This is a genomic window from Pseudomonas lactis (assembly GCF_001439845.1).
GTDB lineage: Bacteria > Pseudomonadota > Gammaproteobacteria > Pseudomonadales > Pseudomonadaceae > Aquipseudomonas > Aquipseudomonas lactis.
Map to the genome: position 1 here is coordinate 134,545 of NZ_JYLO01000009.1, position 24,771 is coordinate 159,315.

At 57.8% G+C, this 24,771-nt stretch carries 30 protein-coding genes and 2 tRNA genes; 11 read left to right on the top strand and 21 right to left on the bottom strand.

The genetic code is table 11. The features are described 5' to 3' along the window. Nucleotides 1–14 precede the first annotated feature (14 nt). The 3 genes from TX24_RS16765 to TX24_RS16775 all read right to left on the bottom strand — a co-directional run bounded on the left by TX24_RS16765 (nucleotide 15) and on the right by TX24_RS16775 (nucleotide 1,786). Nucleotides 15–794, bottom strand: a complete 780-nt coding sequence (locus TX24_RS16765) for a PhzF family phenazine biosynthesis protein (RefSeq protein WP_003188317.1) — start codon at nucleotides 792–794, stop codon at nucleotides 15–17. Nucleotides 795–921: 127 nt separating this feature from the next. Next, nucleotides 922–998 (bottom strand) — tRNA-Met (locus TX24_RS16770). A gap of 236 nt (nucleotides 999–1,234) precedes the next feature. Next, on the bottom strand, nucleotides 1,235–1,786 hold the full coding sequence (locus TX24_RS16775) for an RNA polymerase sigma factor (RefSeq protein ID WP_003188319.1): 552 nt from the start codon (nucleotides 1,784–1,786) through the stop codon (nucleotides 1,235–1,237). 263 nt (nucleotides 1,787–2,049) lie between these two features. Here TX24_RS16775 and TX24_RS16780 point away from each other — a divergent pair, with 263 nt between their 5' ends. Genes TX24_RS16780 through sctU form a run of 11 tightly spaced genes read left to right on the top strand, consistent with a single transcriptional unit; the run spans nucleotide 2,050 to nucleotide 12,160 of the window. Then, on the top strand, nucleotides 2,050–3,105 hold the full coding sequence (locus tag TX24_RS16780) for a TyeA family type III secretion system gatekeeper subunit (protein WP_003188320.1): 1,056 nt from the start codon (nucleotides 2,050–2,052) through the stop codon (nucleotides 3,103–3,105). Next, nucleotides 3,102–5,195 carry a type III secretion system export apparatus subunit SctV gene (gene sctV, locus TX24_RS16785; RefSeq protein WP_003188321.1) on the top strand — a complete coding sequence of 698 codons (2,094 nt, stop codon included), beginning with the start codon at nucleotides 3,102–3,104 and terminating at the stop codon, nucleotides 5,193–5,195. Before TX24_RS16780 ends, sctV begins: the two co-directional genes overlap by 4 nt. Before the next feature lie 37 nt (nucleotides 5,196–5,232). Beyond that, entirely contained in the window at nucleotides 5,233–6,138 is a 906-nt protein-coding gene (locus TX24_RS16790) for an FHA domain-containing protein (protein WP_003188323.1), read from the top strand. After that, entirely contained in the window at nucleotides 6,135–7,493 is a 1,359-nt protein-coding gene (locus tag TX24_RS16795) for a FliI/YscN family ATPase (RefSeq protein ID WP_003188324.1), read from the top strand. Before TX24_RS16790 ends, TX24_RS16795 begins: the two co-directional genes overlap by 4 nt. Further along, a complete protein-coding gene (gene sctO / locus TX24_RS16800; protein WP_003188325.1) occupies nucleotides 7,480–7,908 on the top strand; it encodes a type III secretion system stalk subunit SctO in 429 nt (142 codons plus the stop codon). The genes TX24_RS16795 and sctO overlap by 14 nt, the downstream gene beginning before the upstream one ends. After that, complete coding sequence (locus TX24_RS16805) at nucleotides 7,905–8,366, top strand: type III secretion system HrpP C-terminal domain-containing protein (RefSeq protein WP_003188326.1); 462 nt, start codon at nucleotides 7,905–7,907, stop codon at nucleotides 8,364–8,366. The genes sctO and TX24_RS16805 overlap by 4 nt, the downstream gene beginning before the upstream one ends. Further along, complete coding sequence (locus TX24_RS16810) at nucleotides 8,363–9,376, top strand: FliM/FliN family flagellar motor switch protein (protein WP_057710683.1); 1,014 nt, start codon at nucleotides 8,363–8,365, stop codon at nucleotides 9,374–9,376. The genes TX24_RS16805 and TX24_RS16810 overlap by 4 nt, the downstream gene beginning before the upstream one ends. Continuing rightward, on the top strand, nucleotides 9,373–9,996 hold the full coding sequence (gene sctR / locus TX24_RS16815; protein ID WP_057710684.1) for a type III secretion system export apparatus subunit SctR: 624 nt from the start codon (nucleotides 9,373–9,375) through the stop codon (nucleotides 9,994–9,996). Before TX24_RS16810 ends, sctR begins: the two co-directional genes overlap by 4 nt. A 7-nt stretch (nucleotides 9,997–10,003) precedes the next feature. Further along, nucleotides 10,004–10,267, top strand: a complete 264-nt coding sequence (gene sctS, locus TX24_RS16820) for a type III secretion system export apparatus subunit SctS (RefSeq protein WP_003188329.1) — start codon at nucleotides 10,004–10,006, stop codon at nucleotides 10,265–10,267. 10 nt (nucleotides 10,268–10,277) lie between these two features. Then, nucleotides 10,278–11,066 carry a type III secretion system export apparatus subunit SctT gene (gene sctT / locus TX24_RS16825; protein ID WP_003188330.1) on the top strand — a complete coding sequence of 263 codons (789 nt, stop codon included), beginning with the start codon at nucleotides 10,278–10,280 and terminating at the stop codon, nucleotides 11,064–11,066. Continuing rightward, on the top strand, nucleotides 11,063–12,160 hold the full coding sequence (sctU, locus tag TX24_RS16830) for a type III secretion system export apparatus subunit SctU (RefSeq protein WP_003188332.1): 1,098 nt from the start codon (nucleotides 11,063–11,065) through the stop codon (nucleotides 12,158–12,160). Before sctT ends, sctU begins: the two co-directional genes overlap by 4 nt. On the opposite strand, the gene TX24_RS16835 is transcribed toward sctU, so the two are convergent. From TX24_RS16835 to lolB, 18 genes are all read right to left on the bottom strand, one after another. After that, a complete protein-coding gene (locus tag TX24_RS16835; RefSeq protein WP_003188334.1) occupies nucleotides 12,161–12,526 on the bottom strand; it encodes a hypothetical protein in 366 nt (121 codons plus the stop codon). After that, nucleotides 12,523–12,726 (bottom strand): HrpT family type III secretion system protein, encoded by a 204-nt coding sequence (gene hrpT / locus TX24_RS16840; protein WP_003188336.1) that lies wholly within the window; start codon nucleotides 12,724–12,726, stop codon nucleotides 12,523–12,525. The genes TX24_RS16835 and hrpT overlap by 4 nt, the downstream gene beginning before the upstream one ends. Then, nucleotides 12,723–14,861, bottom strand: a complete 2,139-nt coding sequence (sctC, locus tag TX24_RS16845; protein WP_057710685.1) for a type III secretion system outer membrane ring subunit SctC — start codon at nucleotides 14,859–14,861, stop codon at nucleotides 12,723–12,725. The genes hrpT and sctC overlap by 4 nt, the downstream gene beginning before the upstream one ends. A 14-nt stretch (nucleotides 14,862–14,875) precedes the next feature. Beyond that, on the bottom strand, nucleotides 14,876–15,280 hold the full coding sequence (locus TX24_RS16850) for a type III secretion system chaperone (RefSeq protein WP_003188339.1): 405 nt from the start codon (nucleotides 15,278–15,280) through the stop codon (nucleotides 14,876–14,878). Further along, complete coding sequence (locus TX24_RS16855; protein ID WP_003188341.1) at nucleotides 15,267–15,485, bottom strand: hypothetical protein; 219 nt, start codon at nucleotides 15,483–15,485, stop codon at nucleotides 15,267–15,269. Before TX24_RS16855 ends, TX24_RS16850 begins: the two co-directional genes overlap by 14 nt. 103 nt (nucleotides 15,486–15,588) lie before the next feature. Then, nucleotides 15,589–16,233, bottom strand: a complete 645-nt coding sequence (gene sctL / locus TX24_RS16860; RefSeq protein ID WP_241666015.1) for a type III secretion system stator protein SctL — start codon at nucleotides 16,231–16,233, stop codon at nucleotides 15,589–15,591. Beyond that, entirely contained in the window at nucleotides 16,187–16,729 is a 543-nt protein-coding gene (locus TX24_RS30915) for a hypothetical protein (RefSeq protein ID WP_082628811.1), read from the bottom strand. The genes sctL and TX24_RS30915 overlap by 47 nt, the downstream gene beginning before the upstream one ends. Beyond that, nucleotides 16,722–17,510, bottom strand: coding sequence for a type III secretion system inner membrane ring lipoprotein SctJ (gene sctJ / locus TX24_RS16870; protein ID WP_057710686.1), 789 nt, complete (start codon nucleotides 17,508–17,510; stop codon nucleotides 16,722–16,724). The genes TX24_RS30915 and sctJ overlap by 8 nt, the downstream gene beginning before the upstream one ends. A 6-nt stretch (nucleotides 17,511–17,516) precedes the next feature. Continuing rightward, nucleotides 17,517–17,879: a hypothetical protein gene (locus TX24_RS32530; protein ID WP_003188345.1), complete on the bottom strand. Its 363-nt coding sequence runs from the start codon at nucleotides 17,877–17,879 to the stop codon at nucleotides 17,517–17,519. Nucleotides 17,880–17,929: 50 nt separating this feature from the next. Next, entirely contained in the window at nucleotides 17,930–18,112 is a 183-nt protein-coding gene (locus tag TX24_RS16880) for a hypothetical protein (RefSeq protein WP_003188346.1), read from the bottom strand. A 185-nt stretch (nucleotides 18,113–18,297) separates the two neighbouring features. After that, on the bottom strand, nucleotides 18,298–19,215 hold the full coding sequence (locus TX24_RS16885; RefSeq protein ID WP_057710687.1) for a sigma 54-interacting transcriptional regulator: 918 nt from the start codon (nucleotides 19,213–19,215) through the stop codon (nucleotides 18,298–18,300). 370 nt (nucleotides 19,216–19,585) lie between these two features. Beyond that, nucleotides 19,586–20,686, bottom strand: a complete 1,101-nt coding sequence (ychF, locus tag TX24_RS16890; RefSeq protein ID WP_032893664.1) for a redox-regulated ATPase YchF — start codon at nucleotides 20,684–20,686, stop codon at nucleotides 19,586–19,588. A gap of 21 nt (nucleotides 20,687–20,707) precedes the next feature. Then, entirely contained in the window at nucleotides 20,708–21,292 is a 585-nt protein-coding gene (gene pth / locus TX24_RS16895) for an aminoacyl-tRNA hydrolase (protein ID WP_057710688.1), read from the bottom strand. A 167-nt stretch (nucleotides 21,293–21,459) separates the two neighbouring features. Beyond that, nucleotides 21,460–22,059, bottom strand: coding sequence for a 50S ribosomal protein L25/general stress protein Ctc (locus tag TX24_RS16900; RefSeq protein ID WP_003188351.1), 600 nt, complete (start codon nucleotides 22,057–22,059; stop codon nucleotides 21,460–21,462). 137 nt (nucleotides 22,060–22,196) lie between these two features. Continuing rightward, the gene (locus tag TX24_RS16905; RefSeq protein ID WP_003171603.1) at nucleotides 22,197–23,138 is read right to left on the bottom strand and encodes a ribose-phosphate pyrophosphokinase; all 942 of its coding nucleotides are present in this window, start codon (nucleotides 23,136–23,138) and stop codon (nucleotides 22,197–22,199) included. Nucleotides 23,139–23,184: 46 nt separating this feature from the next. Beyond that, nucleotides 23,185–23,259: transfer RNA gene (locus TX24_RS16910), tRNA-Gln, on the bottom strand. A gap of 37 nt (nucleotides 23,260–23,296) precedes the next feature. Further along, nucleotides 23,297–24,100, bottom strand: coding sequence for a 4-(cytidine 5'-diphospho)-2-C-methyl-D-erythritol kinase (ispE, locus tag TX24_RS16915; protein WP_186354411.1), 804 nt, complete (start codon nucleotides 24,098–24,100; stop codon nucleotides 23,297–23,299). A gap of 49 nt (nucleotides 24,101–24,149) precedes the next feature. Then, on the bottom strand, nucleotides 24,150–24,767 hold the full coding sequence (gene lolB / locus TX24_RS16920) for a lipoprotein insertase outer membrane protein LolB (RefSeq protein ID WP_057710690.1): 618 nt from the start codon (nucleotides 24,765–24,767) through the stop codon (nucleotides 24,150–24,152). Nucleotides 24,768–24,771: the final 4 nt, after the last annotated feature.

The window sequence follows — 24,771 nt, forward strand, 5'->3', positions numbered from 1 at the left end:
TGGGGTACTGCTTTTTACAGGTAAATCGTGCCTTGCATGTACAGCACGGCCTTGCCGGAAATAATCACCCGGTCGCCCTGGAGTTCACAGCGCAACTGGCCTTTACGCTGACCGCCTTGCTCGGCGCTCAATTGCGATTTTCCCAGGCGCTCGGCCCAGAACGGTGCCAGTGAGGTGTGCGCCGAGCCGGTAACCGGGTCTTCATTGACGCCCACATTCGGGCCGAACCAGCGCGAGACAAAATCAAACCGAGTGCTTTTGGCGGTCACCGCAATCCCGCGTTTAGGCAGGCCCTTGAGCCGTGCGAAATCCGGTGTGAGGGCCGCTACCTGGGCTTCATTCTCCACCAGCACAATGTAGTCGTCGGTGCCAAACACCTCGGCGGTTTCAAGTCCCAGGGCGCTCAACATGCCGTGGGGCGGCTCGCAGCGTTCGGGTTTTTTGGCTGGAAAATCCATCGCTAGCTCATCACCGTTGCGCGTTACCCGCAACTCGCCGCTACGGGTGGCAAAGCGCAACACCTGCGGGGCGTCCGCCAGCTGATGGATCAGCACCCACGCGGCCGCCAACGTGGCATGGCCGCACAGGTCCACCTCCACTTGCGGGGTGAGCCAGCGCAACTCATAGAAGTCGCCACGGGGTACGAAGAACGCGGTTTCCGAAAGATTATTTTCGGCCGCAATCTGCTGCAGTTGCTCGTCGGGCAGCCACTCAGTGAGTGGGCACACCGCTGCCGGGTTGCCGCCGAAGGGATGGTGGCTGAAAGCGTCGACTTGGTAGATGTCCAGTTGCATCGGGGCACTCCGTGTTTAGGGGAGGCTGGACACTAACAGTGGGGGTGGGGGGCGTCAAAATACAGTTAGGGAGTTTTTTGCGCGCATAAAAAAACGGCCTACCTTTCGGTAAGCCGTTTTTAGTACTTGGTGGCTACACAGGGACTTGAACCCCGGACCCCAGCATTATGAATGCTATGCTCTAACCAACTGAGCTATGTAGCCAAGTGGCGCGCATTATTCGCTTGGAACGGCAATGCGTCAAGCGTTTTTGTTGAAAATTTTTCTACGCTTTCAACTGTTTAAGCCAAAGCGCTGATTTTGGCGACGGGCGGTGGCGAATGCACCGTGGATGAGGGGAGTAGAAGAAGCTCGGTGTCTTTGAAGGTTTACTCGGGGGCCAAGTCCGACAGTGTTGGGCAGATATCCCTGTCGCCCAACGCTTGACCGACTAATTCAACTTACGTGTGCAGTGGGGGGTGGGTGACGCGCTTGAGCTGTTCGCGTGCCCGTGACAGGCGCGAGCGCACGGTGCCGATAGGAATGTCCAGTACGTCGGCGGTGTCCTGGTAGCTGCCGTCGGTTTCCAGCGAGGCATACAACGTCCTACGCATTTCTGTGGGCAAGTGATCGATCGCGCTCAGGGTATTTTCCAGTCTCCGGTTGACCTCGAATTCCCAGTCCAGGCTGTGGCTTTCTTCCTGTCCGTGCCACAGCGACTCATCGAATTCGCAATGTGCAGGCTTGGCATATAGGCGTCGAAAGTGGTTGCGGATCAGGTTTTGCGCGATACCGCACATCCAGGTACTCAGCGTCGCGGTACCACTGAAACGCTCGCGATTGCGCCAGGCTTCCAAGTATGTCACTTGCAAAAGATCATCCGCGTCTTCCGGGTTGAGTACCCGTTTGTGAATGAAACGTCGGAGTTTTTTCTGTTGGTCGTCTGTCAGATGGAGCATGAATTGAGGCGAACTGCCACCAAGGTGAGCTAAGGCTTCAATAGGGATATTCATGATTTTTCCTTAAGGTAGACGCAGTCGAAATAGTTTCGGCGTTTACCTCTTTTGCACTGCCTGTGCCAAAGGAGAATCTGAACATAACCCAATGATTTATATATATAAATACTTTAATTTCGTGGCGCTTTTGTGCAGTAATTTGCAAAAGGCACCAGGGGCTTGTGCGGGTTTTTTCACCTTGTTGGAAGAGCGAGTTTCGATGGAACCATCTGGACGGGCCTAACCACACATTGGCACTCTCTTCCTGTACTGGCCTGCCCATGAAAGTCGAATCTACCCCCGATGTGCCAATGACCCCGCGTGTGGAACTCCCCACCGTTAGCCCGGCCGCCAAGCCTGAGCCGGGCCAAGGTATCGATGATCTTTTCCTGCACTTCAGTCAGGAGGTTGAATCCAGCAGCCGTACGTTGGACAAACGCAAAATTGGCGTACGTGTGCCTCCTGTCCAGGCGCTCGCGCAGCTCTATGAGCAGTTGGGGCATCCGGCCCAGGAAAGCTTTGCCGCGGTAGCGCGTCGAATCAGGCTGCAATTGCTGATGCAACCCAGCATCGATAAGTTGCTGGAGGCCACTGGCGGTGATCCGGCGCGCACCTTCGTGGTACTCAAGGCGGTGTGGGAGCAGGCCGAGGCCGACGTGCGCAGCTCCGAAGCCGACCTGGCGCGGGATGCTATTGCCAAGCTGGAGGTCCGTTTCAAAGGGCAGATCCAGGCGGGCCTGAATATCGCCATGGCCTTGCAGACGGCGGGTGGTGATCCACAAGAGCGCCAGGCGCTGCGCGCGCTGTACTACGCCAGTGTGGTGACACGGCAATCCCTGGCCACCATGATGCAGGCGCTGCTGGGCGTCTACGGTGACGACCGTTTTGCACATGGCTTGAATGTGATGTCCAGCGCCCTGACGGCCGACATCGCCGCCCATGTGTCCTCAGTGCCTACGGCAATGTTGCGCACCTTGCTGGTAGGGCTGCGCAGCTGCAGTGCATTGAGCGGGGTGTTGTGCAGCTGTCGTGAGCTGGTCCAGAACCTTGCAACCGAACTGCATGCGGTAAGCCTGCTGCAACGCCTGCTGGGTTATACAAGTACCGGCATCGTGACAAATGAAGTCATGCGCCTGGCCGAAGATATGGGGGCCGGCACGACAACACTCGTGGCGCTCAATGCGCTTTATCCACTGTTTCTGAAATTGCCCCTGGCTTTGTGGCCGGATAGCCAGTCACGCCAAGAGGCGCTGCACAACTTTCTACTGGTGATGGACGAGCTTGCCCGCCTCGAAGGCATAAGCCCTGGCTTTCCTAATTCGAGTATCCTGGCGTGAACGTGCTGTCCACCGTCAACGGCATACTGCTCAAGGTAGCGCAGCGCGCCGAGGTCTTGGGCGCCGTGGTGATCATGGCCATTGTGTTCATCTTCATCGTGCCGCTGCCTACCTGGCTGGTGGACATTCTGATTGCGCTGAATATCTGTATTTCCTGCCTGTTGATCATGCTGGCGCTGTACTTGCCCGGGCCTTTGGCGTTCTCTTCCTTCCCGTCTATTTTGTTGCTGACCACCATGTTTCGGCTGGCATTGTCGATCGCTACGACGCGCTTGATTCTGCTCGAACAGGACGCTGGCGATATCGTTGAGGCCTTCGGCAACTTCGTAGTGGGCGGCAACCTGGCTGTTGGGATGGTGATCTTCCTGATCCTCACCCTGGTCAACTTTCTGGTGATCACCAAGGGCTCTGAGCGGGTTGCCGAAGTGGCGGCGCGCTTCAGCCTGGACGCAATGCCGGGCAAGCAGATGTCCATCGACAGTGACTTGCGTGCCGGCTTGATCGACGGTGGGCAAGCGCGCGACAAGCGTGAACAGTTGTCTCGCGAGAGCCAGCTGTTCGGCGCCATGGATGGCGCGATGAAGTTCGTCAAAGGCGATGCCATCGCTGGCTTGATCATTGTGGTGGTCAACCTGCTGGGGGGATTTTCCACGGGGATGTTCCAGCACGGTTTGAGCGCTGGCGATTCGATGGCGCTGTATTCTGTGCTGACCATCGGTGATGGCCTGATTGCGCAGATTCCCGCGCTGCTGATCTCCCTGACCGCCGGTATGATCATTACCCGCGTGGCACCGGAAGGGCGCAAGGGCGTCACGAACATGGGCGCCGAGATCGCACGCCAGATGACCAGTGAGCCCAAGAGCTGGATGATCGCCTCGGTGGCCATGCTGGTATTTGCGATCGTGCCTGGCATGCCGACGCTGGTGTTTATCCTGCTAGCGATGATGACCGGCGCCTTGGGTTATTACCTCGACCGGCGGCGCCGACGTGAAGCGCAGCCAGAAGCCGAAGCCGTCGAAGCCATGCGGCCTGAAGAAAATGGCAAAGAGGACCTGCGCGGGTTTGATCCGTCCCGGCCTTATCTGTTGCAGTTTCCCTCGGCCCTGCGCGGCACGCCTGAGGTGACCGATCTTATTCACGGCATCCGCCAGGTTCGAAATTCCCTGGTTGCCAATATCGGCCTGACATTGCCGCCGTTTGAGGTCGAGATCGATGACTCGCTGGCCGATGATGAAATGCGCTTCTGCGTCCATGAAGTGCCAATGGTCAAGGCGTCTGTGGTCCAGCGCGTTGCCGTAGAGCGCAGTGCCCTGACGGTTGAGCCTGAGCATGGCATACCGGGATTGGCCGAGCGTAACGAACAGGATTGGCTCTGGCTGCCACCTGACGACCCACTGCTCAATGACACGCAGTTGGAGCGCTTCAATGCGACGAGCCTGATCGTCGAGCGCATGAAGACGGCGATGATGCTCAGCGGGCCGCAGTTCCTGGGGATTCAGGAGAGCAAGGCGATCCTCAGTTGGCTGGAGAACAATCAACCCGAACTGGTGCAGGAACTGCAGCGCATCATGCCGATCTCGCGCTTTTCGGCGGTACTGCAACGTCTGGCCAGCGAAGGGGTTCCGCTGCGCGCCGTGAGGTTGATTGTCGAATCGCTGATCGAATACGGCCAGCACGAACGTGAGCCCGAAGCACTGGCGGACTATGCGCGCATTGCCCTCAAGTCGCAGATCTACCATCAGTACAGCGAGGCCGATGGGCTGCATGCCTGGCTGTTGTCACCGCAGACCGAAAGTGTTTTGCGCGAGGCACTGCGCCAGACCCAGACCGGGGTGTTCTTTGCACTCGACAACGACAATAGCGCTGCGCTGATCAACCTGCTCAACCAGGCCTTCAGTGCACGCGCAAAAATAAAAAGCGTGTTGTTGGTGGCGCAGGATTTGCGCAGCCCCTTGCGAACCTTGTTGCTTGAGGAATTCAACCATGTACCGGTGTTGTCTTTCGCCGAGCTGGGGAGCAATTCCAAGGTCAAGGTGCTGGGGCGTTTTGACCTTGGCCAGGATGAGTTGATGTACGGGACATTGGCATGAACACATCGCTACTTGCAGAGTACGGGGGGGCGTACTGATGTTCGAACTCCGAGTGTTGGATGGTTCGCATCAAGGGGCCGCGCTGCCTCTGTTTGGTGAGCAATGGAGCCTTGGCGCCAACGCGGGCGCCGACCTCTTGCTGGATGACCCTGGTGTCGCCGAGCACCACGCACGCCTGTTATTGCTCGAAGGGCGATGGTCGGTGCAGGCTGAAGCGGGGCTGCTGAAAAACAGCGATGGGCAAATGTTGGCGCAGATCGGCGATCTGGCACTCAACACGCCGTTTGTGATTGGCTCCGTCAGCTTGTGTGTCAGCCCTGCCGATCATCCTTGGCGCCAGGCATCAGTGCTCAAACCGCCTCAGCCGGCAACGGAGCCCTTGCCCCAGGCGCCATTGCCGCTGACGCTGTCTTCCATTTCCGCGTTGCAGCAAAAACGCTTGGTCAGCCTGGTGCTGCTATGCGCCGTGATCATCGCTGCGGTCGGCATTATCTTCAGCGGTGAGCGCGAGGCCCAGGCATCGCTGATGCCGGCGGTCATTCAGAAACCTGGGTTGGACTCACCCGCTGAGGTGCGCCAGCAACTCGTGAGGATGCTCAACGAGCGCGAATTGCTCCAGCGTGTCAGCTTGCAGATCGTCAATGGTCAGATTGCCCTCAATGGTGTTGTTTCCCAAGATGAAGTGGAACTGATTGCGCGCATGCTCGACCGTTTTGCCGAGCAATTCGACACTGTGGTGCCGGTGATCAGTCGCGTACGGGTACGCGATGCCAGGTTACCGTTCAAGATCTTGCAGATAGTGGGCGGTCCGAATGGCCACGTGGTGCTTGAAGAAGGAACCCGCTTATTCGTGGGTGATGAAGTAGATGGTCTGCGCCTGGTTTTGATCGATAACAGCAAAGTGGTTTTCGACGGCGAGCAACGTTATGAGGTGGGCTGGTGAAGGGGTCGCTGCAGGAGCGTCTGGAGGCCTGGCAACTGAACCAGTCACAGGCGTTGAGCAGTTTCGCACCGGTGACAATGCGCGGTCGTATTCAGCGCGTGAACGGCATGCTGCTGCAATGCCGATTGCCGCAGGCCCGTATCGGCGACCTATGCCAAGTGGAAAAAACACCAGGCGACTACATGCTCGCCGAGATCATCGGGTTCGATCAGCGCGATGCGGTGCTCAGTGCCCTGGGCAATCTGGAAGGCGTGCGTGTAGGGGCCAGCGTTGCGCGGTTGGGGGTTCCGCATCAGGTTCGGGTCGGTGATGAGCTGTTGGGACAGGTGCTGGATGGTTTTGGTCGCCCGATTGCGGGCGATGGTGTGGGCGCGTTCGTGGAAGCGGACACACCTGGGGCGACCACCGTGTTATGCGAGGCGCCTCTTCCTACCGAACGGCCGCGGATCAACCGTGCACTCGCTACGGGTGTGCGCTCGATTGATGGTCTGATGACCCTAGGGGAAGGCCAGCGTGTGGGGCTGTTTGCCGGTGCCGGTTGTGGCAAGACCACCTTGTTGGCCGAGATCGCCCGTAACGTGGAGTGCGATGTGATCGTATTCGGTCTCATCGGGGAGCGGGGCCGGGAGTTGCGCGAGTTTCTTGATCACGAACTGGACGAGCAGTTGCGTGCCAAGGCCGTGTTGGTGTGCGCAACCTCCGACCGCTCAAGCATGGAGCGCGCGCGTGCCGCGTTCACGGCAACCGCGCTGGCCGAAGGTTTCCGGCGTAAGGGCCAGCGGGTGCTGTTGCTGATCGACTCTCTGACGCGTTTTGCCAGGGCCCAGCGTGAAATCGGCCTGGCTGCCGGTGAACCCTTGGGGCGCGGTGGTCTGCCGCCGTCGGTCTACAGTTTGCTGCCACGCTTGGTGGAGCGTGCCGGCTTGACCCGTGAAGGCGTGATCACGGCCATCTATACAGTGCTGATCGAACAGGACTCCATGAACGATCCGGTGGCGGATGAGGTGCGCTCTCTGCTCGACGGGCATATCGTCCTGTCGCGCAAGCTGGCCGAGCGCGGCCACTACCCGGCGGTCGATGTACTGGCCAGCCTTTCGCGGATTCTGAGCAATGTCGCCGAGCCCGTGCATATCCGTGCCGGTACGGCGTTACGACGCTTGCTGTCGGCTTACCAGCAGATCGAGCTGATGCTCAAGCTAGGGGAATATCAGCCCGGCAACGATGCGCTCACCGACCTGGCAGTTGACAGTCGGCAGGCGGTGGATGGCTTTCTACGCCAGGACTTGCGCGAACCTTCGCCGCTTGCCGCCACCATGGATCAATTGGCTGAGTTGACCGCCCATGTCCCATTCTGAAGTGTTACCGGGTGAAATCGACACCCTGCGACGTTTGCGCCGACACCGTGCTGACCGCGCCGAGCGTGCGCTGCGTGAGGCAAAACGGGCGCAGCAAGCGCTGGTCGAGCATATCCGGGAGGCGCAAGAAGTCCTCGAGCAAACCCGCCTGGAAGAGGCCCGGCAATGCGCCGAGCTGTTGAGTTTGCACCAGGGGCAGGTAGTGACGTTCAAGGCGCTGAAAAACTGGAATGCCAAGGAGCGGCAATTATCGGCGGGTACCCGGCGTGAAGAAGGCCAGTTGTTGCAACTCAAAGAGCAGCAGCACGAGCAGGCTGCACAGGTCGGCCACGCGCAGAAACACGTCACCTTGTGCTTGCGCCAGGTGGAAAAAATCCAAGAGCTATCTAAGTTACTGACGCAGGAGCCGATATGAAACAGGTTTCAGTTAGTCCGCCTGAACGTCCGCGTCCGCGTGAGTCTCGCGATGACCGTGCGCCTGAATTCGGCGCCCTCGTGCCTTGGGAGCAAGGACGATTGTTCGCCCGGTTGTTTAACGATGGGGGCCAGGACGGCGGGGGATATGGAACGTCTCTGAACGCAATCAAAGCCTCGGGCGATGTCGCCATGATCGAGGCGTTGACCGAGCAGTTGGCGCCGCGAATGCTCGTCGGTTCGCAATGGCCGATGATGGCGGTTTTTCACCTGGGCCGCCTGGGACGGATCAACGCCAGTGTCCGCCGGGAGCAGGGGAGCTGGAATGTCGAGCTGGACGCGGAGCAAGACAACACGGCGCGCTGGCTCAGTGGCGTACGCCAACAATGTGAGCAACGGCTGGCGGCGAGCCTGCGCCAGCCCGTCAATGTGTATCTGGCAAAATCGGCGCAGGCATGATGCTGCCACCTCTGATATTTCCCACATTCAAAGCCGATATTGCGGTTGCCCGGCAGCGGTTGGGGCAAGGGTTGTGTATGCCGTTCGAGGTCGCCGGGTCGAGAGGCGAGTTGAGAATGGAGCCTGGTACTGCTCCGGTGGGTATACAGCCGCTCTGCTTCGAAACCGCCTGTGGAGTATTGGCCTTCAGTGAGCCAGGACCGCAGTTGAGCTTGATGGGCGAATGCCCGGTGACGTTCGCACAAGCCGGCAACGATCCCGACGCCTGGTTCTGGGAGTTGTTTCAGCATCATCTGAGCCCTCACGTGCAAGCGCTGTTTGGTTACCTGCGTTTGCTGCCCGGCACCCGCCCCTTGAACTTTGGTTGTCGACTCTGCGTGACGCTCGGCGCCTCTCGCGTCACGGGCTATCTGTGGCTGTCTGTCGAGAGCTTTCTGGCGCTATGCAAGGCGGGGCCGTGGCGGCTCAAGGCTGAGCCAATGCCGGCGCAGTTTCAGCTGGCGGTGGACGTAACGCTCGGGCGCCTGCGGTTGTCCATGCACCAGCTGCGCAGCTTGCGTGTCGGTGACGTGCTGGTGCTTGAACGAGCCTTTTTCAGTGCGTCGGGAACCGGCCACGTGCAGGTTGGCAAACAGCGTCTGGTGGGCTGGATCGACGCTGGATCCGGGCCGACGCGTCTTACCCTTACTTCTATCGAGGATATGTTTGTGGACGAGGATTTTGCAACACAGCCTTACTCAGGGCATGAGGATGAAACAGCGGTGATGGATGTGTTCGGGCATGAACCCTTCGACGAGCTGAGCATGGCGCTCAATGTGCGGTGCGGTACGCTGAACCTGACCCTCGGCGAATTGCGCAACCTTGCGCCTGGCGCGGTGCTGGGGGTCGCAGGCTACGCCCCTGGCACTGCGGGGCTCTACTACGGCGACCGCCCCCTCGGCCAGGGCCAGTTGGTTGAAGTGGACGGGCGGCTGGGGCTGCAGATGACTCGCGTGATCTTTTCTCGATGAGTAGTTTCCAGGGAATAGATCCGGTCGTCCTGGCAATATTTCTGGGGGCATTGTCGTTGATGCCCATGCTGTTGGTCGTCTGCACGGCGTTCCTGAAGATCGTGATTGTGCTGATGATCACCCGCAATGCCATCGGTGTGCAGCAGGTGCCTCCGGGCATGGCCATCAATGGTATTGCCCTGGCGGCCACCCTGTTCATCATGGCGCCTGTAGGCTATGAGATGGCCGAGATCGTCAAGGTGTCGCCCCTGGACCTGACCAGCGTGGGCGCACTTCAGCAGACGGGAATGGAGGCGATCAAACCGGATATCCTTACCCACCTGTTGGAAAATGCCATGCGCATGTGGCCGGCACAGATGGCGCAGGAGGTTCAACGTGAGGACCTGATCCTGCTGGCGCCGGCCTTTGTGCTGTCACAGTTGCAGGCGGGGTTCGAAATCGGCTTCCTGATCTATATCCCTTTCATCGTGATTGACCTGATTGTCTCCAATCTCTTGTTGGCGCTGGGGATGCAAATGGTCTCGCCCATGACCATTTCCCTGCCGCTCAAATTGCTCTTGTTCGTGATGGTCTCCGGGTGGTCGCGGTTGCTCGACAGCCTGTTCCTTTCCTATCTCTGAGTGGCCTATGGAACCCATCGTATTATTCAAGCAGGGCATGTTGCTGGTAGTGATGCTGACGGCGCCGCCGCTGATTGTGGCGGTGGTGGTGGGGGTCATGACCTCCCTGGTGCAGGCGCTGATGCAGGTGCAGGACCAGACGTTACCCTTTGGTATCAAGCTGGTGGCAGTGGGGATCACCCTGATCATGACCGGCCGCTGGATCGGTGTGGAGTTGATCCAATTGATGAACGTGACCTTTGACATGATCGGTCGCTCGGCCCTGCACTGAGGTCTTGCCTGTGCTGCTATATCTTGAGTATTTGCCCAGCCTGCTGGTCGCCATGGCGCGTATCTACCCCTGTGCCTTCCTCGTGGCGGCATTCTGTTTTCAACATATACGCGGCATGCTGCGGCACAGCATTGTGATGGTCATGGCACTGCTGCCTGCACCTGCCATTCACGTCATGCTGGCGGGCCAGGAATACTCGGCGCTGATGCTCGGTGGGCTGGTCTTCAAAGAGTTGGCCCTGGGATTATTGCTGGGCGTGTTGCTGTCCATGCCGTTCTGGCTGTTCGAGTCGGTTGGGGCGTTGCTGGACAACCAGCGGGGCGCTTTGGCCGGTGGTCAGCTCAACCCCTCGCTTGGTCCAGACGCTACGCCAGCCGGGCACTTGTTCAAGCAATTGGCGATTTTTTTGCTGATGGCCAGCATGGGCCTTGGGGCGTTGACGCAGGTGATCTGGGACAGCTATCTGCTCTGGCCACCGACGGTGTGGTTCCCACTGCCCGCTGCCGATGGCTTCGATGTATTTGTCGGCCTGCTGGGCGATACCTTCATGCACATGATGCTCTACGCCGCTCCCTTTATTGCAGTGCTGCTGTTGCTGGAGTTCGGCGTTGCCCTGCTGGGGGTCTACAGTCAGCAATTGCAAGTGAGTACGCTGGCGCCGCCCCTCAAGAGCCTGGCGGGTATCGGAGTGCTGTTGTTGTATTTTGCGTTGCTGCAGGACCTGATCGTCGGACGCATGGGCTTGCTTAAAGACCTCAAGCACTCCCTGGGCGTGTTTTTCGAGGTCTCGCTGTCATGAGTGATTCGGGGGAAAAGAAGCACCCCGCGTCAGCCAAGAAGCTGCGCGATCAGCGTAAGAAAGGCCAAGTCGCCCAAAGCCAGGATGTGGGTAAGCTGCTGGTGCTGACAGCCATCAGCGAAATCGCCTTGTTCACCGCCGAAAGCAGCTTGCAACGTTTCCAGCAGTTGATGCTGCTGCCGATCTCGCGCCTGTCCTTGCCTTTCCCGCAGGCGCTGGAAGAAGTGATGGTCGAAGGCTTGATGTTGTTTTTCTCCTTCGCCCTGCTGATGGCCGCGGTGGCGATTATCACGAAGCTGGTCAGCAGCTGGATGCAGTTCGGGATTCTGTTCGCACCGGACTCCTTGAAGCTCGACTTCAATCGTCTGAACCCGCTCAGCCAACTCAAGCAAATGTTCTCTGTCCAGTCGGTAATGAACCTGTTGATGAGCATCGTCAAGGCAACACTGCTGGGCCTGATCCTGTACGTGGTGATCTGGCCTTCCCTGGGGGTGTTGATCAATATGGCCAGCAGCGATCTGCAAAGCTACATCCTGGGGTTGATCGCCCTGTTCCGCTATCTGCTGCATGCCTGTCTTGGGTTATTGCTGGTGCTGGCGCTTATCGACCTGGCGATGCAGAAGTACTTCTTTGCCAAGCGCATGCGCATGACCCAGGTCGAGGTCGTGAAAGAGTACAAAGACATGGAGGGCGATCCCCACGTGAAGGGGCAGCGCCGCGCCCTGGCGCAGCAGTTGGCCCAGGAGGAGCCGAAGGTCAAGCTGCCCAAGCTGGAGGAGTCCGATATGCTGGTGGTCAACCCGACGCACTTTGCCGTGGCCTTGTATTACCGCCCCGGTGAAACGCCGCTGCCCCTGCTGGTGAGCAAAGGGACTGATGACGACGCCCGTGCGTTGATTGCTCGCGCCAAAGCGGCCGATGTACCGGTGATCCAGTGCGTGTGGTTGGCCCGTACGCTGTATACGAACAAGCTGGGGGCGACCATTCCTCGTGAAACTCTGCAGGCCGTGGCATTGATCTACCGCACCCTGCGCGAGCTTGATGATGAGGCCAAGCGTGAAACCCTGGAATTGCCGGAGCTTGATCTGCGTTGATCAGCCCCGGGTACGCGCATCCAGGGTTTCAAGGTTGGCCAACGACAACATTCGGCTGAGGAGGCTGTTGAGCAGGTTGCGCTGTGGAGGCAGTGCATGCCAGATCACCAGGGCGTCCTGTGCGTCAATGTAGATAAAGCAGCCATCGAATGCCACGGCTTGCTCGAAACGCCGCTCCAGCACGTTCTGCAATTGTGAAGCTTGCAGTGCCTCGCGAGCCACGTGCAGGGCCAGACCCTGACGGGTTCCGGCTTGCAGGCTGCTGGCCGTTACCCCCGGGCCAAGTTTCAGGTGAGCGGCAGAGCCGCCCACCAGGCTGTCGAGGAAGACCTGGCGTTCATCGGCCGGGGTTCCGTGGGCGCTCATCGTTCCAGCGACACTGTCTGATAGTCCGGACGTTCTCCGGCTGGGCCGGGTTCGACGCGCATTTGTGGCGGCCACCAGATCACCAGCTTGTCCTTGGTCGATTGCGGACGTGAGCAGGAGTCGCCCTTGCAGGTGGGCGTGCAGCCGGCGACAAGCAGCGCCGCGCCGATCAGGGTGACGTACAGCAAGCGATGTTTCATGGCTTGGCCTTTTGGGTTGGAGTGATCAGGGAGGGACGAGGCACGCTGATGTGTTCATCCTTGACCACCGGTCGCATGGCGATAAACACTTCTGCTTCCTCGCCCGGCTTGAGCCAGGCGCGCGGCCAGACACTCACGGCCAGGGTTTGCGACGTACTGCATTCCTTTTCGTCGATACGCACATTGCGGTTGAACTGATTGCGCAGCACCACCACGGCTACGTTGTACTGCGGGCCGGCGTACCATTGGCTGCGCTCGGTGTTCAGCGCCAGCAGGCTGCGGGTGCTGCACAAGGTGTTCAACCCCAGGGGCATCGGCGCTACCTTGAAGGCTTTGGGCACTTGCCCGGTGACCAGGTGCGCCAGGGTACTGATAATGTCGCTGCGCTTGATCACTGGCTGGTGAGGGTCGGAGCGCCTGGCCAGGGGGGTAAGAGCGGCTTGCAATTCGACCTGGTCTGCCTGGGGCAGGTAGCGTGACGGGTCGGCCTGGTCGCCGATAACGCGTGGTGTGAGGATAAATAGACGTTCGCGCCGATTGTTCTGTCGTTCAGTCGAGGAAAACAACGCCTTGCCCAATAGAGGAATATCACCCAGCAGGGGTACCTTGCTGTGCTTGTCGGTGCTTTCGGTGACGTGGAAACCACCGACCACGAGCGAGCGTTTTTCGGCCATGATGGCTTGAGTGCTGACTTTGCCTCGGCGTACATCGAAGCTGCCGGGAGTAGGGTTGGCCTCTTCGAAGTTACCGTCCTCGATATCTACCAACAGCTGAATCTGATGGCCACCACGGCTCGTGATGACGCGGGGCACGACCTGGAAGCTGGTACCCACGGTGATCGGTAAAATCGTAGCGTTCTGCCGACCGCGAGTCAGGTATTGGGTCCGGTTGAAATCAATTACCGCAGGCTGGTTTTCCAGGGTCAGGACTGATGGATTGGACACCATGGTTGCCAGGCCCTTGGCTTCCAGCGCGCGTATCTCCGCGTCGAAACGACCGCGGTTTTCAATGGTCAGTTGAGCGTTGCCGGAAATCATGTTGGCTGCGCCACTGAAGCGACTGTTCTGAAAGCCCCATCTCACCCCGAACTCACGCAGTTGCGTGCGCTCGATGTCGAGGATGATTGCATCGATTTCCACCAGTTTGCGTGCCACGTCGAGTTGAGTGATCAGTTCGCGATACATGGCCTGCCGTTCCGGCACGTCATAAATCAGGATGGCGTTATTGCGCAAGTCGGCTTCGACGCGGATACGGGCTGGGCTGACCGGGGCCCGCGGTGTGATTGACATGCCCGTATCGGTCGAGCCGTTCAGCCCGGTTGTCGCGGTGGAGCCGAGCATTTGCCCCAGCAACGGGTTGCTCAAGCGTGGAACCACGGGCGTAATGAACGCGGGTTGGGTGATGGAGCGTTGAGCCTGTGCCGAAGACGTCGAGGTTGAGCGCGGTTCCAGAAGCCCTCGTAGCATGGTGGCTACACCGGGGATGGTGATTTTTTCGTTGCGGTATTCCATTTGGCGGTCCGCCGCGCTGGCGAACTTCAGTGGGTAGCTCAACACGCTCTGTTTTTCATCCGCGGAACGGCGCTGGCTGCTGAAACGCTTGATCTGTTCGATGTAAACTTTCGGGCCGGAGACCAGCACAACACCGTCTTCCGGCAACTCGCCCCAGCCGAAACGACTGTCGAGCAAGCCTATATCGGTCAGCGCTTGCTTGAGGTCCGCGATGGTCTCGGAAGAGACTTCCAGGCGTGCGGATTCTTGCTGGTCCAGGGTGCTGATATAAAGGGTGTTGTTGTACATGTACCATTGGAAGCGGTGCTCAACCCCCAGCCGGTCGAGCAATGACTGTGGCGTATTAGCGCGTATCTTGCCGTTGACGTTACCTTCGAGCAGCCCCTCGACCTGGAGCTGAGTACCAAATGTCTGGGCAAAATCTTCCAGCACTTCGCGCACTGGTTTGTGCTGGGCTTCATAAGCGTAGGCCGTGTTTTTCCATTCGGCAGGGATTGCTGCCAGCGCGCTATCCAGTGGCAGCAGCCACCCAGGCAGCATGATGAGCCAACACCAGGCGGCGCGGTGGGTCGAAGCAGGTACGTGAGGGCGCAAGCGTTTGTGCTTGTCTTTTTTGTCAGGCATGGGAAAGTCTCTGATTAGTGCGGTATCGAGCGCAGCGACGTGGGTATGAATGTGCGTACAGACCGCGCCTGGCGCGCGACGATGGCACGCCAGGTATCGCGTTGGTTGAGAAGGGATTCGAGACACTTCGCCAGCTGTTCGCCGTTCCCCATCGCCACACATTGAATAAGCCAAAGCGCACCGGTGGACGGCGCTAATGCAACTGCGCCGTGAAAATAGCTCAGGCTGGGGCCTCCCAGACGCATCCAGGTGCGCAGATGGGCTTTGTCTTCGCCCGCTTTGGTCAACTGGACCTTTACCAGCAGTCTGTTCGAAACGCGTTGAACGATGATTTCGTCTTCGTTCTCAAACAAAGTGAGCTGCTCTTCGTGGCCATTCAGCCAACTGGTAAGGAGTGCTCGCAACTTACTGCACGCCATCCAGCGCTGTTTTGAGCAGCGTATGCCTGGAGCGCGTATGTTCGTTTAGCGCGATGATAGAGAGCTTTTGTTGTTTCATGAGGTCGCCGAAGTATTCGATATCCGCATCGAGCGCAATCGGATCTTTATAGGCTGTATTGACTCGCTTGATATCAGCCTGAACTTGCTTCAGTAGATGGTTTTTCAGGTTTCCGTGAAAGTCCATGATTTTTACTCCAGATGTGTCTGAACTGTGTGGCGGGTTGTTTGCCACCAGTTCCATCGGCAGACATTTTTTTAAAGATATCGCCTGCCTCTACCGCTATGTCCTACTCGCCTGTAAACAATATTTCTCGCATCGAGGCCCAGTCGATACGAAAATCGCCTTCATCTGTTTCCAGTAGCAGTGATTGAGGTTTGATCTGGTCATCGGGGCGAAGCTTCCAGGGTGTAGAGCCCAACCGGGCCAAGGCTTGGGCTATCTGCTCATGCTCGTGCGGGTGGCAAACCAAGGTTGCCTTGATAGGTGGAATTTGCGTCGCTACCAACTGTTTGACCAATGCCGAAAGACGCTTTGGGGGCGGCACCTCTTCCAACAGGCAGTGGAAGGCTCGGCTGGCAATGGATGTTGCGTAGTGTTCGAGGCTGTCACACATTGTCTGGCGTTGGCGCTCCCACGCGCTGAGTTGCGCATGGGCACGTGACCAGAAGTCGAGGCGGGCCTGCTCGAGCATTTCTTCGCGATGCTCAGCCGCCTGGCGCAGCAACTCTTCAGCTTGGGCCTGTGCGCTACCCAGCAACTGCGCGGACTGAACGCACTCGGCGAGCATCTCCCGGGTAATCAATACTTTTGGCTGCCCGCAAGCGCCGTTGTGCAATTCGATTTTGCGTAGGGTCAACATAGACAATTGCTCTGGCTTGTTGCAGTTAACGACGAGTTGTTTCGCTGCCCGTTGCTTCGATACGCCAGACAATCGCCTGCCACAGCGTATTGAGCCGGCCATGCGCGTCGTCGAGTGGCAGGTGAGTGGTTTCAAGCGCCTGCACCCGGTCAGGGGGCAAGCGCAGCCGAAGACGTTGCCAGACAGCAGGCTCAACCCAGGCCCTCAGCAATTGCAGTGGATCATTCTCCGGCTGCAACAGCGCGTCAGGGTGCAGCGCCTTGGCAAGGCGCTCACACCACTTGCGGTGTTCATCGTACAAGGGGCTGTCGACGTTGGGATGGCACGTAAGCTCCAGTAGCGCTATCGCCAGATCGAACTGCTCCCGTGAAGCCAGGGCCAAACCAAGCACCGTTGCACGGGGAGGGGGAGGCAGGCACGGCTCGATGCCCAACGCTGCACACGCCAGCGCGGGTTGGCTACGACACAAGGCGGGTAATGCATGGTAAGCCTGAGCGCTGGTCGCATCCGGGTGCGAAAACTGCCACGGACTGGCCCACCATTGGGCCCAGGCCAGATGATCAATCATTCGGTAGATGCGCTGGGGCGACAGGTTCCTGCCTTGATCGTTGGCCTCGTATGCGCCAGAACAGCGCAGCGACGAGCGTCAGTATCGCGCCGATAACCAACAAGCTGACAGTGGTACGCCAAAAACCGATGTCTTCCTCGGGGACCAGGAACGGACCGAAATAGCTCAGGCGTTGCTGCTCTTGGTAAGCCGCTGCCGGCACAAAAACCACCGTGAGCTTCTGCGCGTTATCCAATGCAGTGGTCATGCCGGGAATACTACTGGATACCATCCTGCGTACGCGCGCCCGGATGCTGTCGGGCTCCAGTCGCGGGTCGTGCTTGATGAACACCGAGGCGGAGGCGGGTTGGACGGGTTCACCGGGAGACACGCGTTCGGGCAGCACCACGTGTACACGAGCGACGATGACGCCATCGATGTTTGACAGCGTAGCCTCCAACTCCTGGGACAGGGCGTAGATATACCGGGCACGCTCTTCCAACGGGGTAGAGATGACACCCTCCTTGCGGAAGGTGTCACCCATCGTGGCACGGGCGACCTTGGGTAATCCGACCGCTTCCAGTGTGCGAACGGCGCGGCTGATATCGGCTGCATTGACACGCACCACGACGCCGTCCTTGGCAGGTACTTTCTGCGCGCGTATGTGTTTGTCAGCCAGTTCCGCGATGACCTCATTGGCATCCTGCTCGGAGAGCTGGCGATGCAGTTCGACACTTTCGCCGCAGCCGCCCAGTATCAGCGTCAGCGAGAAAACTAATCCGATGGATAGAAAACGAATCATTTTTTCCTACTGTAGGTTACTGACTTTTTCTAGGCATTGCGCGCCCTTGCCGACGCACTTCACTAGGGTTTGGGTCAGCAGTACGGAGTCTGAAAGATGAGAGGCATAGTTGACCCGACTTTTCTCTTTGAACTCATTGTTGAAGTCCTTGAGGCCTCGACTCATGCCATTTTTCGCTTTGTCCAAATGCTGCAAAGCGTCGGTCAGGGCATTCGATGATGACGTGGCGGTAGCCCGTTGCATCGAGGGTTCCAATAACGAGCTGAAAAAGTTTACATCTTCGCCGTGGTGCGTAGGTTGGGCAGGGGGCCTGCGGGCTGTGAGGCCGTTCTGATATTCGCGTAATACATCGAATTCTTTTATCTGCATATAGACCTCTTGGGGAACCGCCCTTTGGTGACAAAGAGCGGTAATGCTATTTAGCGTATCGCGTCGATGTTCTTTTTCTGCTCAGTGATCTTGAAGGCCTCAATACTGTCCTTCAGGGATTGGCGAGCCGCTTCTTTCCTTTCTTGTTTAAGGTCTTCGTTTTCGCCGCCGCCGCCGCCGAAGCTTTGGACAGGGGGTTGATAGGTTTGTGCGTTAACGCTAGAAGTACTCATAGTGACACTCCAATATCTAAGAAATGATGTCTGAGTCTTGATATATAGTTGCAATATTTTTGCTTCCAATAGGCACTAAATATATCAGGCTCATCCTTATGTGGTTCCGGAGCGAATATGGTTCCAGCTTTTACTTGAAGGGTGTGTCTGGAAATTTCTTCGGTGGCTGTGGACTGCGCTGCGGGCTACTGTATGTCTAGTTGTTTCATGCGATAGTAAAGCGTTCTCTTCGCCATCCCCAACTCTGCAGCCACGTCGTCCACACAATAGGTATGACGACGCAACGACTCTTCAATCAGAGCTTTCTCGATTTGTTGCAGGCGTTCTTTCAGGTTGATTGGCTCGTTTGTAACGTTCGAGGGTGAGCTTGATAACGGCACCAGGCCCAGCACAAAACGTTTGGCAGTGGAGCGCAGCTCACGCACATTCCCCAGCCAAGGGTGGCACAGCAACTGTTGGACCAGCTCGCTGCACAGGTTTGGGGCGAGACACTTATAGTGCTCGGCTTCCTCTTGAATCATATTCAGGAACAACGGGACGATTCGGTCACGGCGATTGCGCAGCGGAGGCAGATTGATATTTACGACGTTAAGGCGGAAATACAGGTCGCGCCTGAACCTTCCCTGCTCGACCATCTCATGCAGGGATTGCTGCGCAGAGGCGATGACTCGCATGTCTACCGGGATAAACCGGGTTGAGCCCAGCCGTTCCACACCCCTTGATTCCAGTACCCGTAGCAGTTTGGCTTGCATGGAGAGCGGCATACTGTCGATTTCATCCAGATACAAGGTACCCAGATGGGCGGCTTCGATAAAACCCGCACGTGATTGCACTGCTCCGGTATAGGCGCCGCTGTTGACGCCGAACAGTTGGCTCTCTGCGAGGCTTTCCGGGATGGCGGCGCAGTTCACGGCGACAAAATGACCTCGTCGTCCCGACAAACGATGGATCCGTTGGGCCAAGGTATCCTTGCCCGTCCCCGTCTCTCCTAATAATAAAATGTCGATATCGAGCGCCGCAGTACTCTTGAGCGTATGCTCGATGTCCAAGGCTTCAACAGAGGGGAGGTATGTCTCATTTGTTATTTTGTAAGAGGCTGACATAGTCCGGGTACTCCACTATCGCTATCACTTCACTGTTGATAGAACGCTGTTGGCGTACGGCCAGTAGAACGCAAATAATCAAAAATGTCATCGTGGCTGTGAGTATGAAAATGCTGCGGGAGAATGTGTGAAAGATTAACTATGTCAGCGCGCTGTATTATTCAAGTGCTTTAGTGTCGGTTATTGAGCGTTTAGTGTAGGAGAAGACTTAAGGGTTGAGGGATTCATCGTTCAAATGGATCGCCGGATCTGGATGATTAAGGTTTCTATGTAGAGGGACTTTAGTTGAGTGGTAGATAGAAATAGGAGGCAACAAAAAACCGACGCAATGCGTCGGTTTCTTGTATAGGGCAGGGTGTTCAGCTAACGCTTATACGTTGAAGCGGAAGTGCATCACATCGCCGTCTTTAACAATGTAGTCCTTGCCTTCCAAGCGCCATTTACCAGCTTCCTTGGCACCGGCTTCACCCTTGAACTGGATGAAGTCGTTGTAGGCGATCACTTCGGCGCGGATGAAGCCTTTTTCGAAGTCGGTGTGGATCACGCCGGCGGCCTGTGGCGCGGTGGCACCGACCTTGACGGTCCAGGCGCGAACTTCTTCGACACCGGCTGTGAAGTAGGTCTGCAGGTTGAGCATTTCGTAGCCGGCGCGGATCACGCGGTTCAGGCCAGGCTCTTCCAGGCCTAGGGCCTCGAGGAACATGTCCTTTTCTTCGCCGTCGTCGAGCTCGGCGATTTCCGCTTCGATCTTGTTGCACACCGGAACAACGATGGCGCCTTCTTCGTCGGCAATGGCCTTGACCACGTCGAGCAGCGGGTTGTTCTCGAAGCCGTCTTCGGCAACGTTGGCGATGTACATCACAGGCTTGGTGGTCAGCAGGTGGAAGCCCTTGATCACGGCCTTCTCGTCTGCGCCCATGTTCTTCATCAGGCTGCGCGCCGGCTTGCCTTCGGTGAAGTGCGCGATCAGTTGCTCCAGCAGGCCTTTCTGGACCACTGCATCCTTGTCGCCGCCCTTGGCGTTACGTGCGACTTTTTGCAGTTGCTTCTCGCAGCTGTCGAGGTCGGCGAAGATCAGTTCCAGGTCGATGATCTCGATGTCGCGCTTGGGGTCGACGCTGTTGGAGACGTGAATCACGTTCTCGTCTTCAAAGCAGCGGACCACGTGGGCGATGGCATCGGTTTCGCGGATGTTGGCCAGAAACTTGTTGCCCAAGCCTTCACCTTTCGAGGCGCCGGCAACCAGGCCTGCGATGTCGACGAACTCCATGGTGGTCGGCAGGATGCGCTTGGGATTGACGATGGCCGACAGTGCGTCAAGACGCGGGTCCGGCATCGGCACAATGCCGCTGTTGGGTTCGATGGTGCAGAAGGGGAAGTTCTCCGCCGCAATACCGGACTTGGTCAGGGCGTTGAACAGGGTGGATTTGCCGACGTTGGGCAGGCCGACGATGCCGCAATTGAATCCCATGGTGTTTCCCCTCGGTAAGAGTCAGGCCTTCTGGCTGTGCAGGTTTTTCATCGCACGGTTCCATTCACCGGCGAAGATATCCGGCAGCACGCCGAGGGCAAAATCGATGCTGGCATCGAGTTTTTCCTGTTCGGCGCGTGGCGCACGACCCAGGACGAAATTTGAAACCATACTGGCAACGCCTGGGTGGCCAATGCCGAGCCGCAGACGGTAAAAATTATTTTGATTGCCCAACTGCGCGATGATGTCGCGCAGGCCATTGTGCCCACCATGCCCGCCGCCGAGCTTGAGCTTGGCTACACCGGGTGGCAGGTCCAGTTCGTCATGGGCCACCAGGATTTCTTCGGGTTTGATCCGGAAGAAGCCCGCAAGCGCCGCGACAGCCTGGCCGCTGCGGTTCATGTAGGTGGTGGGAATCAGTAGACGAACATCCTGACCTTGGTGCGAGAAGCGCCCGGTCAGGCCAAAATATTTGCGATCGGCCACCAGATTGGTGCCTTGGGCGTGGGCGATGCGCTCAACAAAAAGGGCCCCCGCGTTATGCCGGGTCTGTTCGTATTCGGCGCCTGGATTTCCCAGGCCAACGATCAGTTTAATGGCAGTCACGACAGGGGCCCTTCCTTTGGAGTTGTGGATAACATCGCCGTACCCAGGTGCGGCGAAAGTGGACGACACTACATCATTTACTCAAGAGTAAACGCCGCGTTATCGCCCGCTTTCTCGCTACGTTTCGGTCCGCGATGTTTCCTCAAGCTCCGGCAATACAGAGTGAATTACTCTGCAGCGCCTTCTTCAGCTTCTTCTGGAGCAACGCGTGGAGCGTGAACGTTGGCAACAGCTTTGTCATCACCGTGAGCCAGTGCAACAAACTCAACGCCTTTAGGAGCCTTGAGGTCGGACAGGTGAACGATGGCGCCGATTTCCAGAGCCGACAGGTCGACTTCGATGAACTCAGGCAGGTCTTTTGGCAGGCAGGTCACTTCGATTTCGTTCAGGACGTGAGAGATCTCGCCGCCTTTCTTGACCGGAGCTTCTTCACCTACAAAGTGCACAGGCACGATGGCGGTCAGTTTTTGGCCAGCAACAACGCGAACGAAGTCAGCGTGCATGATGAACTGCTTGGAAGGGTGACGCTGCATCGCTTTAACGATGACGTTCTGCTTGGCGCCGTCGACGTTCAGCTCGATAACGTGGCTGTAGGCAGCTTCGTTTTCGAACAGCTTGGCGATTTCCTTGGCCAGGATGGTCACGGATTCAGCAGGCTTGTTACCACCGTAGACAACGGCTGGGATGTTGGCGGCGTGACGCAGGCGGCGGCTCGCACCTTTCCCCAGGTCAGTACGCGCTTGGGCGTTCAGAGTAAATTCGTTCATGTTGTATCTCCAAAATAGCCATCATCGAGGGGCGTTTGCGACCAGCGCCGAACTCGATATGGGCAAAAAAGCCCCGCCCCAGCGGAATGCTGGGGCGGGGCGCTTTTCGTCAGTGAGGTGATCCGTTGGTTTGACCCTTAACGGAACATCGCGCTGATCGATTCTTCATTGCTGATGCGGCGAACCGCTTCGGCAACGACCGGTGCAATATCCAGTTGACGGATACGTGCACAGGCTTGAGCTGCGGCGGACAACGGGATGGTGTTGGTCACCACCAGTTCGTCCAGCACGGAGTTCTCGATGTTCTCGATCGCTCGGCCCGACAGCACAGGGTGTGTGCAGTAGGCGAAGACTTTTGCTGCACCGTGCTCTTTCAAGGCTTTCGCCGCGTGGCACAGGGTGCCGGCGGTGTCGACCATGTCATCAACCAGAATACAGGTACGCCCTTCGACATCACCGATGATATGCATCACTTCAGAGTGATTGGCTTTCTCACGGCGTTTGTCGATGATCCCGAGGTCCACGCCCAGGGATTTGGCAACAGCCCGTGCACGCACGACGCCGCCAATGTCCGGGGACACGATCATCAGGTTTTCAAAGCGCTGGTCTTCGATGTCATCCACCAGAACGGGGGAGCCGTAGATGTTATCTACCGGAATATCGAAGAACCCCTGGATTTGGTCAGCGTGCAGGTCAACCGTGAGCACACGGTCGATACCTACCACGGTCAGCATGTCAGCAACGACTTTCGCGCTGATAGCCACACGTGCGGAACGCGGACGGCGATCCTGACGGGCATAACCAAAGTAAGGGATTACAGCTGTGATTCGAGTCGCTGAGGAGCGGCGGAAGGCATCAGCCATCACGACGAGTTCCATCAGGTTATCGTTGGTCGGAGCGCAGGTCGGCTGAATAATGAAGACGTCTTTACCGCGGACATTTTCATTGATCTCGGCTGTAATTTCGCCGTCGGAGAATTTACCGACAGAGATGTCACCGAGAGGGATATGCAGCTGACGTACGACACGTCGAGCCAGATCGGGGTTGGCATTCCCCGTAAAGACCATCATCTTGGACACGCGCAGTACCTAGAGGCTGAGGGTAACCTGGATGAGTATTAGAAAATGGCAGGGGCGGCTGGATTCGAACCAACGCATGGCAGGATCAAAACCTGCTGCCTTACCGCTTGGCGACGCCCCTGTATCTGTTGCAACGAGTGCCTAACACTCGGTTCCTTTTAGAGCAGACTTTGCAGCTTGCGATGCAACATCGAAACGTTGCTTCCCTTTGCTACAAACCCTGTAAGGGTCTCTGTAAGAAGGGCCGAGACTTTATCAGCTTCAGCTTTGCTTGGGAAGCCCCCAAACACACAACTTCCAGTTCCGGTTAATTTTGCTTCGGTAAAATTACCTAACAAATTCAAAGCGTTACGTACCTCTGGATAACGCCTTGCTACAACCGGTAAGCAGTCATTTCGACTGTTTCCCTTGGGAACGGGGCGCACTTTAATGGGAGAAGAGTTACGTGTCAACAACGGATCTGAAAAAATTTCTGCTGTACTTACAGATACTTGCGGCACCAGTACGACATACCAGGGTTCTTCGGGTTCTACAGGGGTGAGTTTCTCCCCGACGCCTTCAGCAAATGCGGCGTGCCCACGCACGAAAACCGGGACGTCGGCGCCCAGCGTAAGGCCCAGCGCAGCAAGGCGGTCGTGGTTCCAGCCCAGTTGCCATAAGTGATTGAGGCCCAGCAAGGTGGTGGCGGCATTTGAACTGCCGCCGCCGATGCCACCGCCCATGGGCAGGATTTTGTCGATCCAGATATCAATGCCAAGTGGGCAGCCGGATTGTTCCTGAAGTTTTTTTGCCGCCCGCACAATCAGATTGCTGTCGTGGGGTACGCCGTCGAATTCGGTGTGCAGTTGGATAACGCCATCGTCACGCACGGCAAAGGTCAGCTCATCGCCGTAGTCGAGAAACTGAAACAGCGTTTGCAACTCGTGGTAGCCATCTTCACGGCGACCGAGGATGTGCAGCATCAGGTTGAGCTTGGCCGGGGAGGGCAGGGTCAATTTTTGTGCGGACACGTTATTGCCCCAGCTTGCGCGGTTGCCAGTCCTTGATCACCAGCGTGACGTCAAGGTCGGTGCCATGCAGCTTGATACGTTCTGGAAGCCAGTAGCCGCTTTGTTCCACATAGCTCAAATATTCGACCTGCCAGCCATCCTGCTCCAGTGTGGCGAGGCGGCTGTCGCCATTGAGGCTCAGACGGCTCTTGCTGTCCGGCGCCGGCAAGCCGCGCACCCACCAGACCAAATGCGAGACAGGCAACTTCCAGCCAATCTGCTGCTCCAGCAGTTCTTCCGGGGAGGTTGCCTCATAGCGGCCCTGGTTGGCCACTTCCAGGCTCACTTGACCCGGCCGGCCAGTCAGGCGGGCTGCACCACGGCCCAGGGGGCCCGAGAGGCGAATGTCGTAGTAGTCCTGGCGCTGCAGCCAGAACAGGGTGCCGCTGCCGGAGTCTTTCGGCGCGCGCACCCCGACCTTGCCCTCGATCTGCCAGCCATCGATGCTGCTGAGTTGGTCCTTGTGTTGTTTCCATTGGGCCGGGTTGCCCCGGCCTTCAACGGATTCACGGCTGCCGATGCCCGCGCAACCGGCGAGCAGGGCGATGAAGCTGAAAACAATAACGTGGCGCAAGAACATAAAT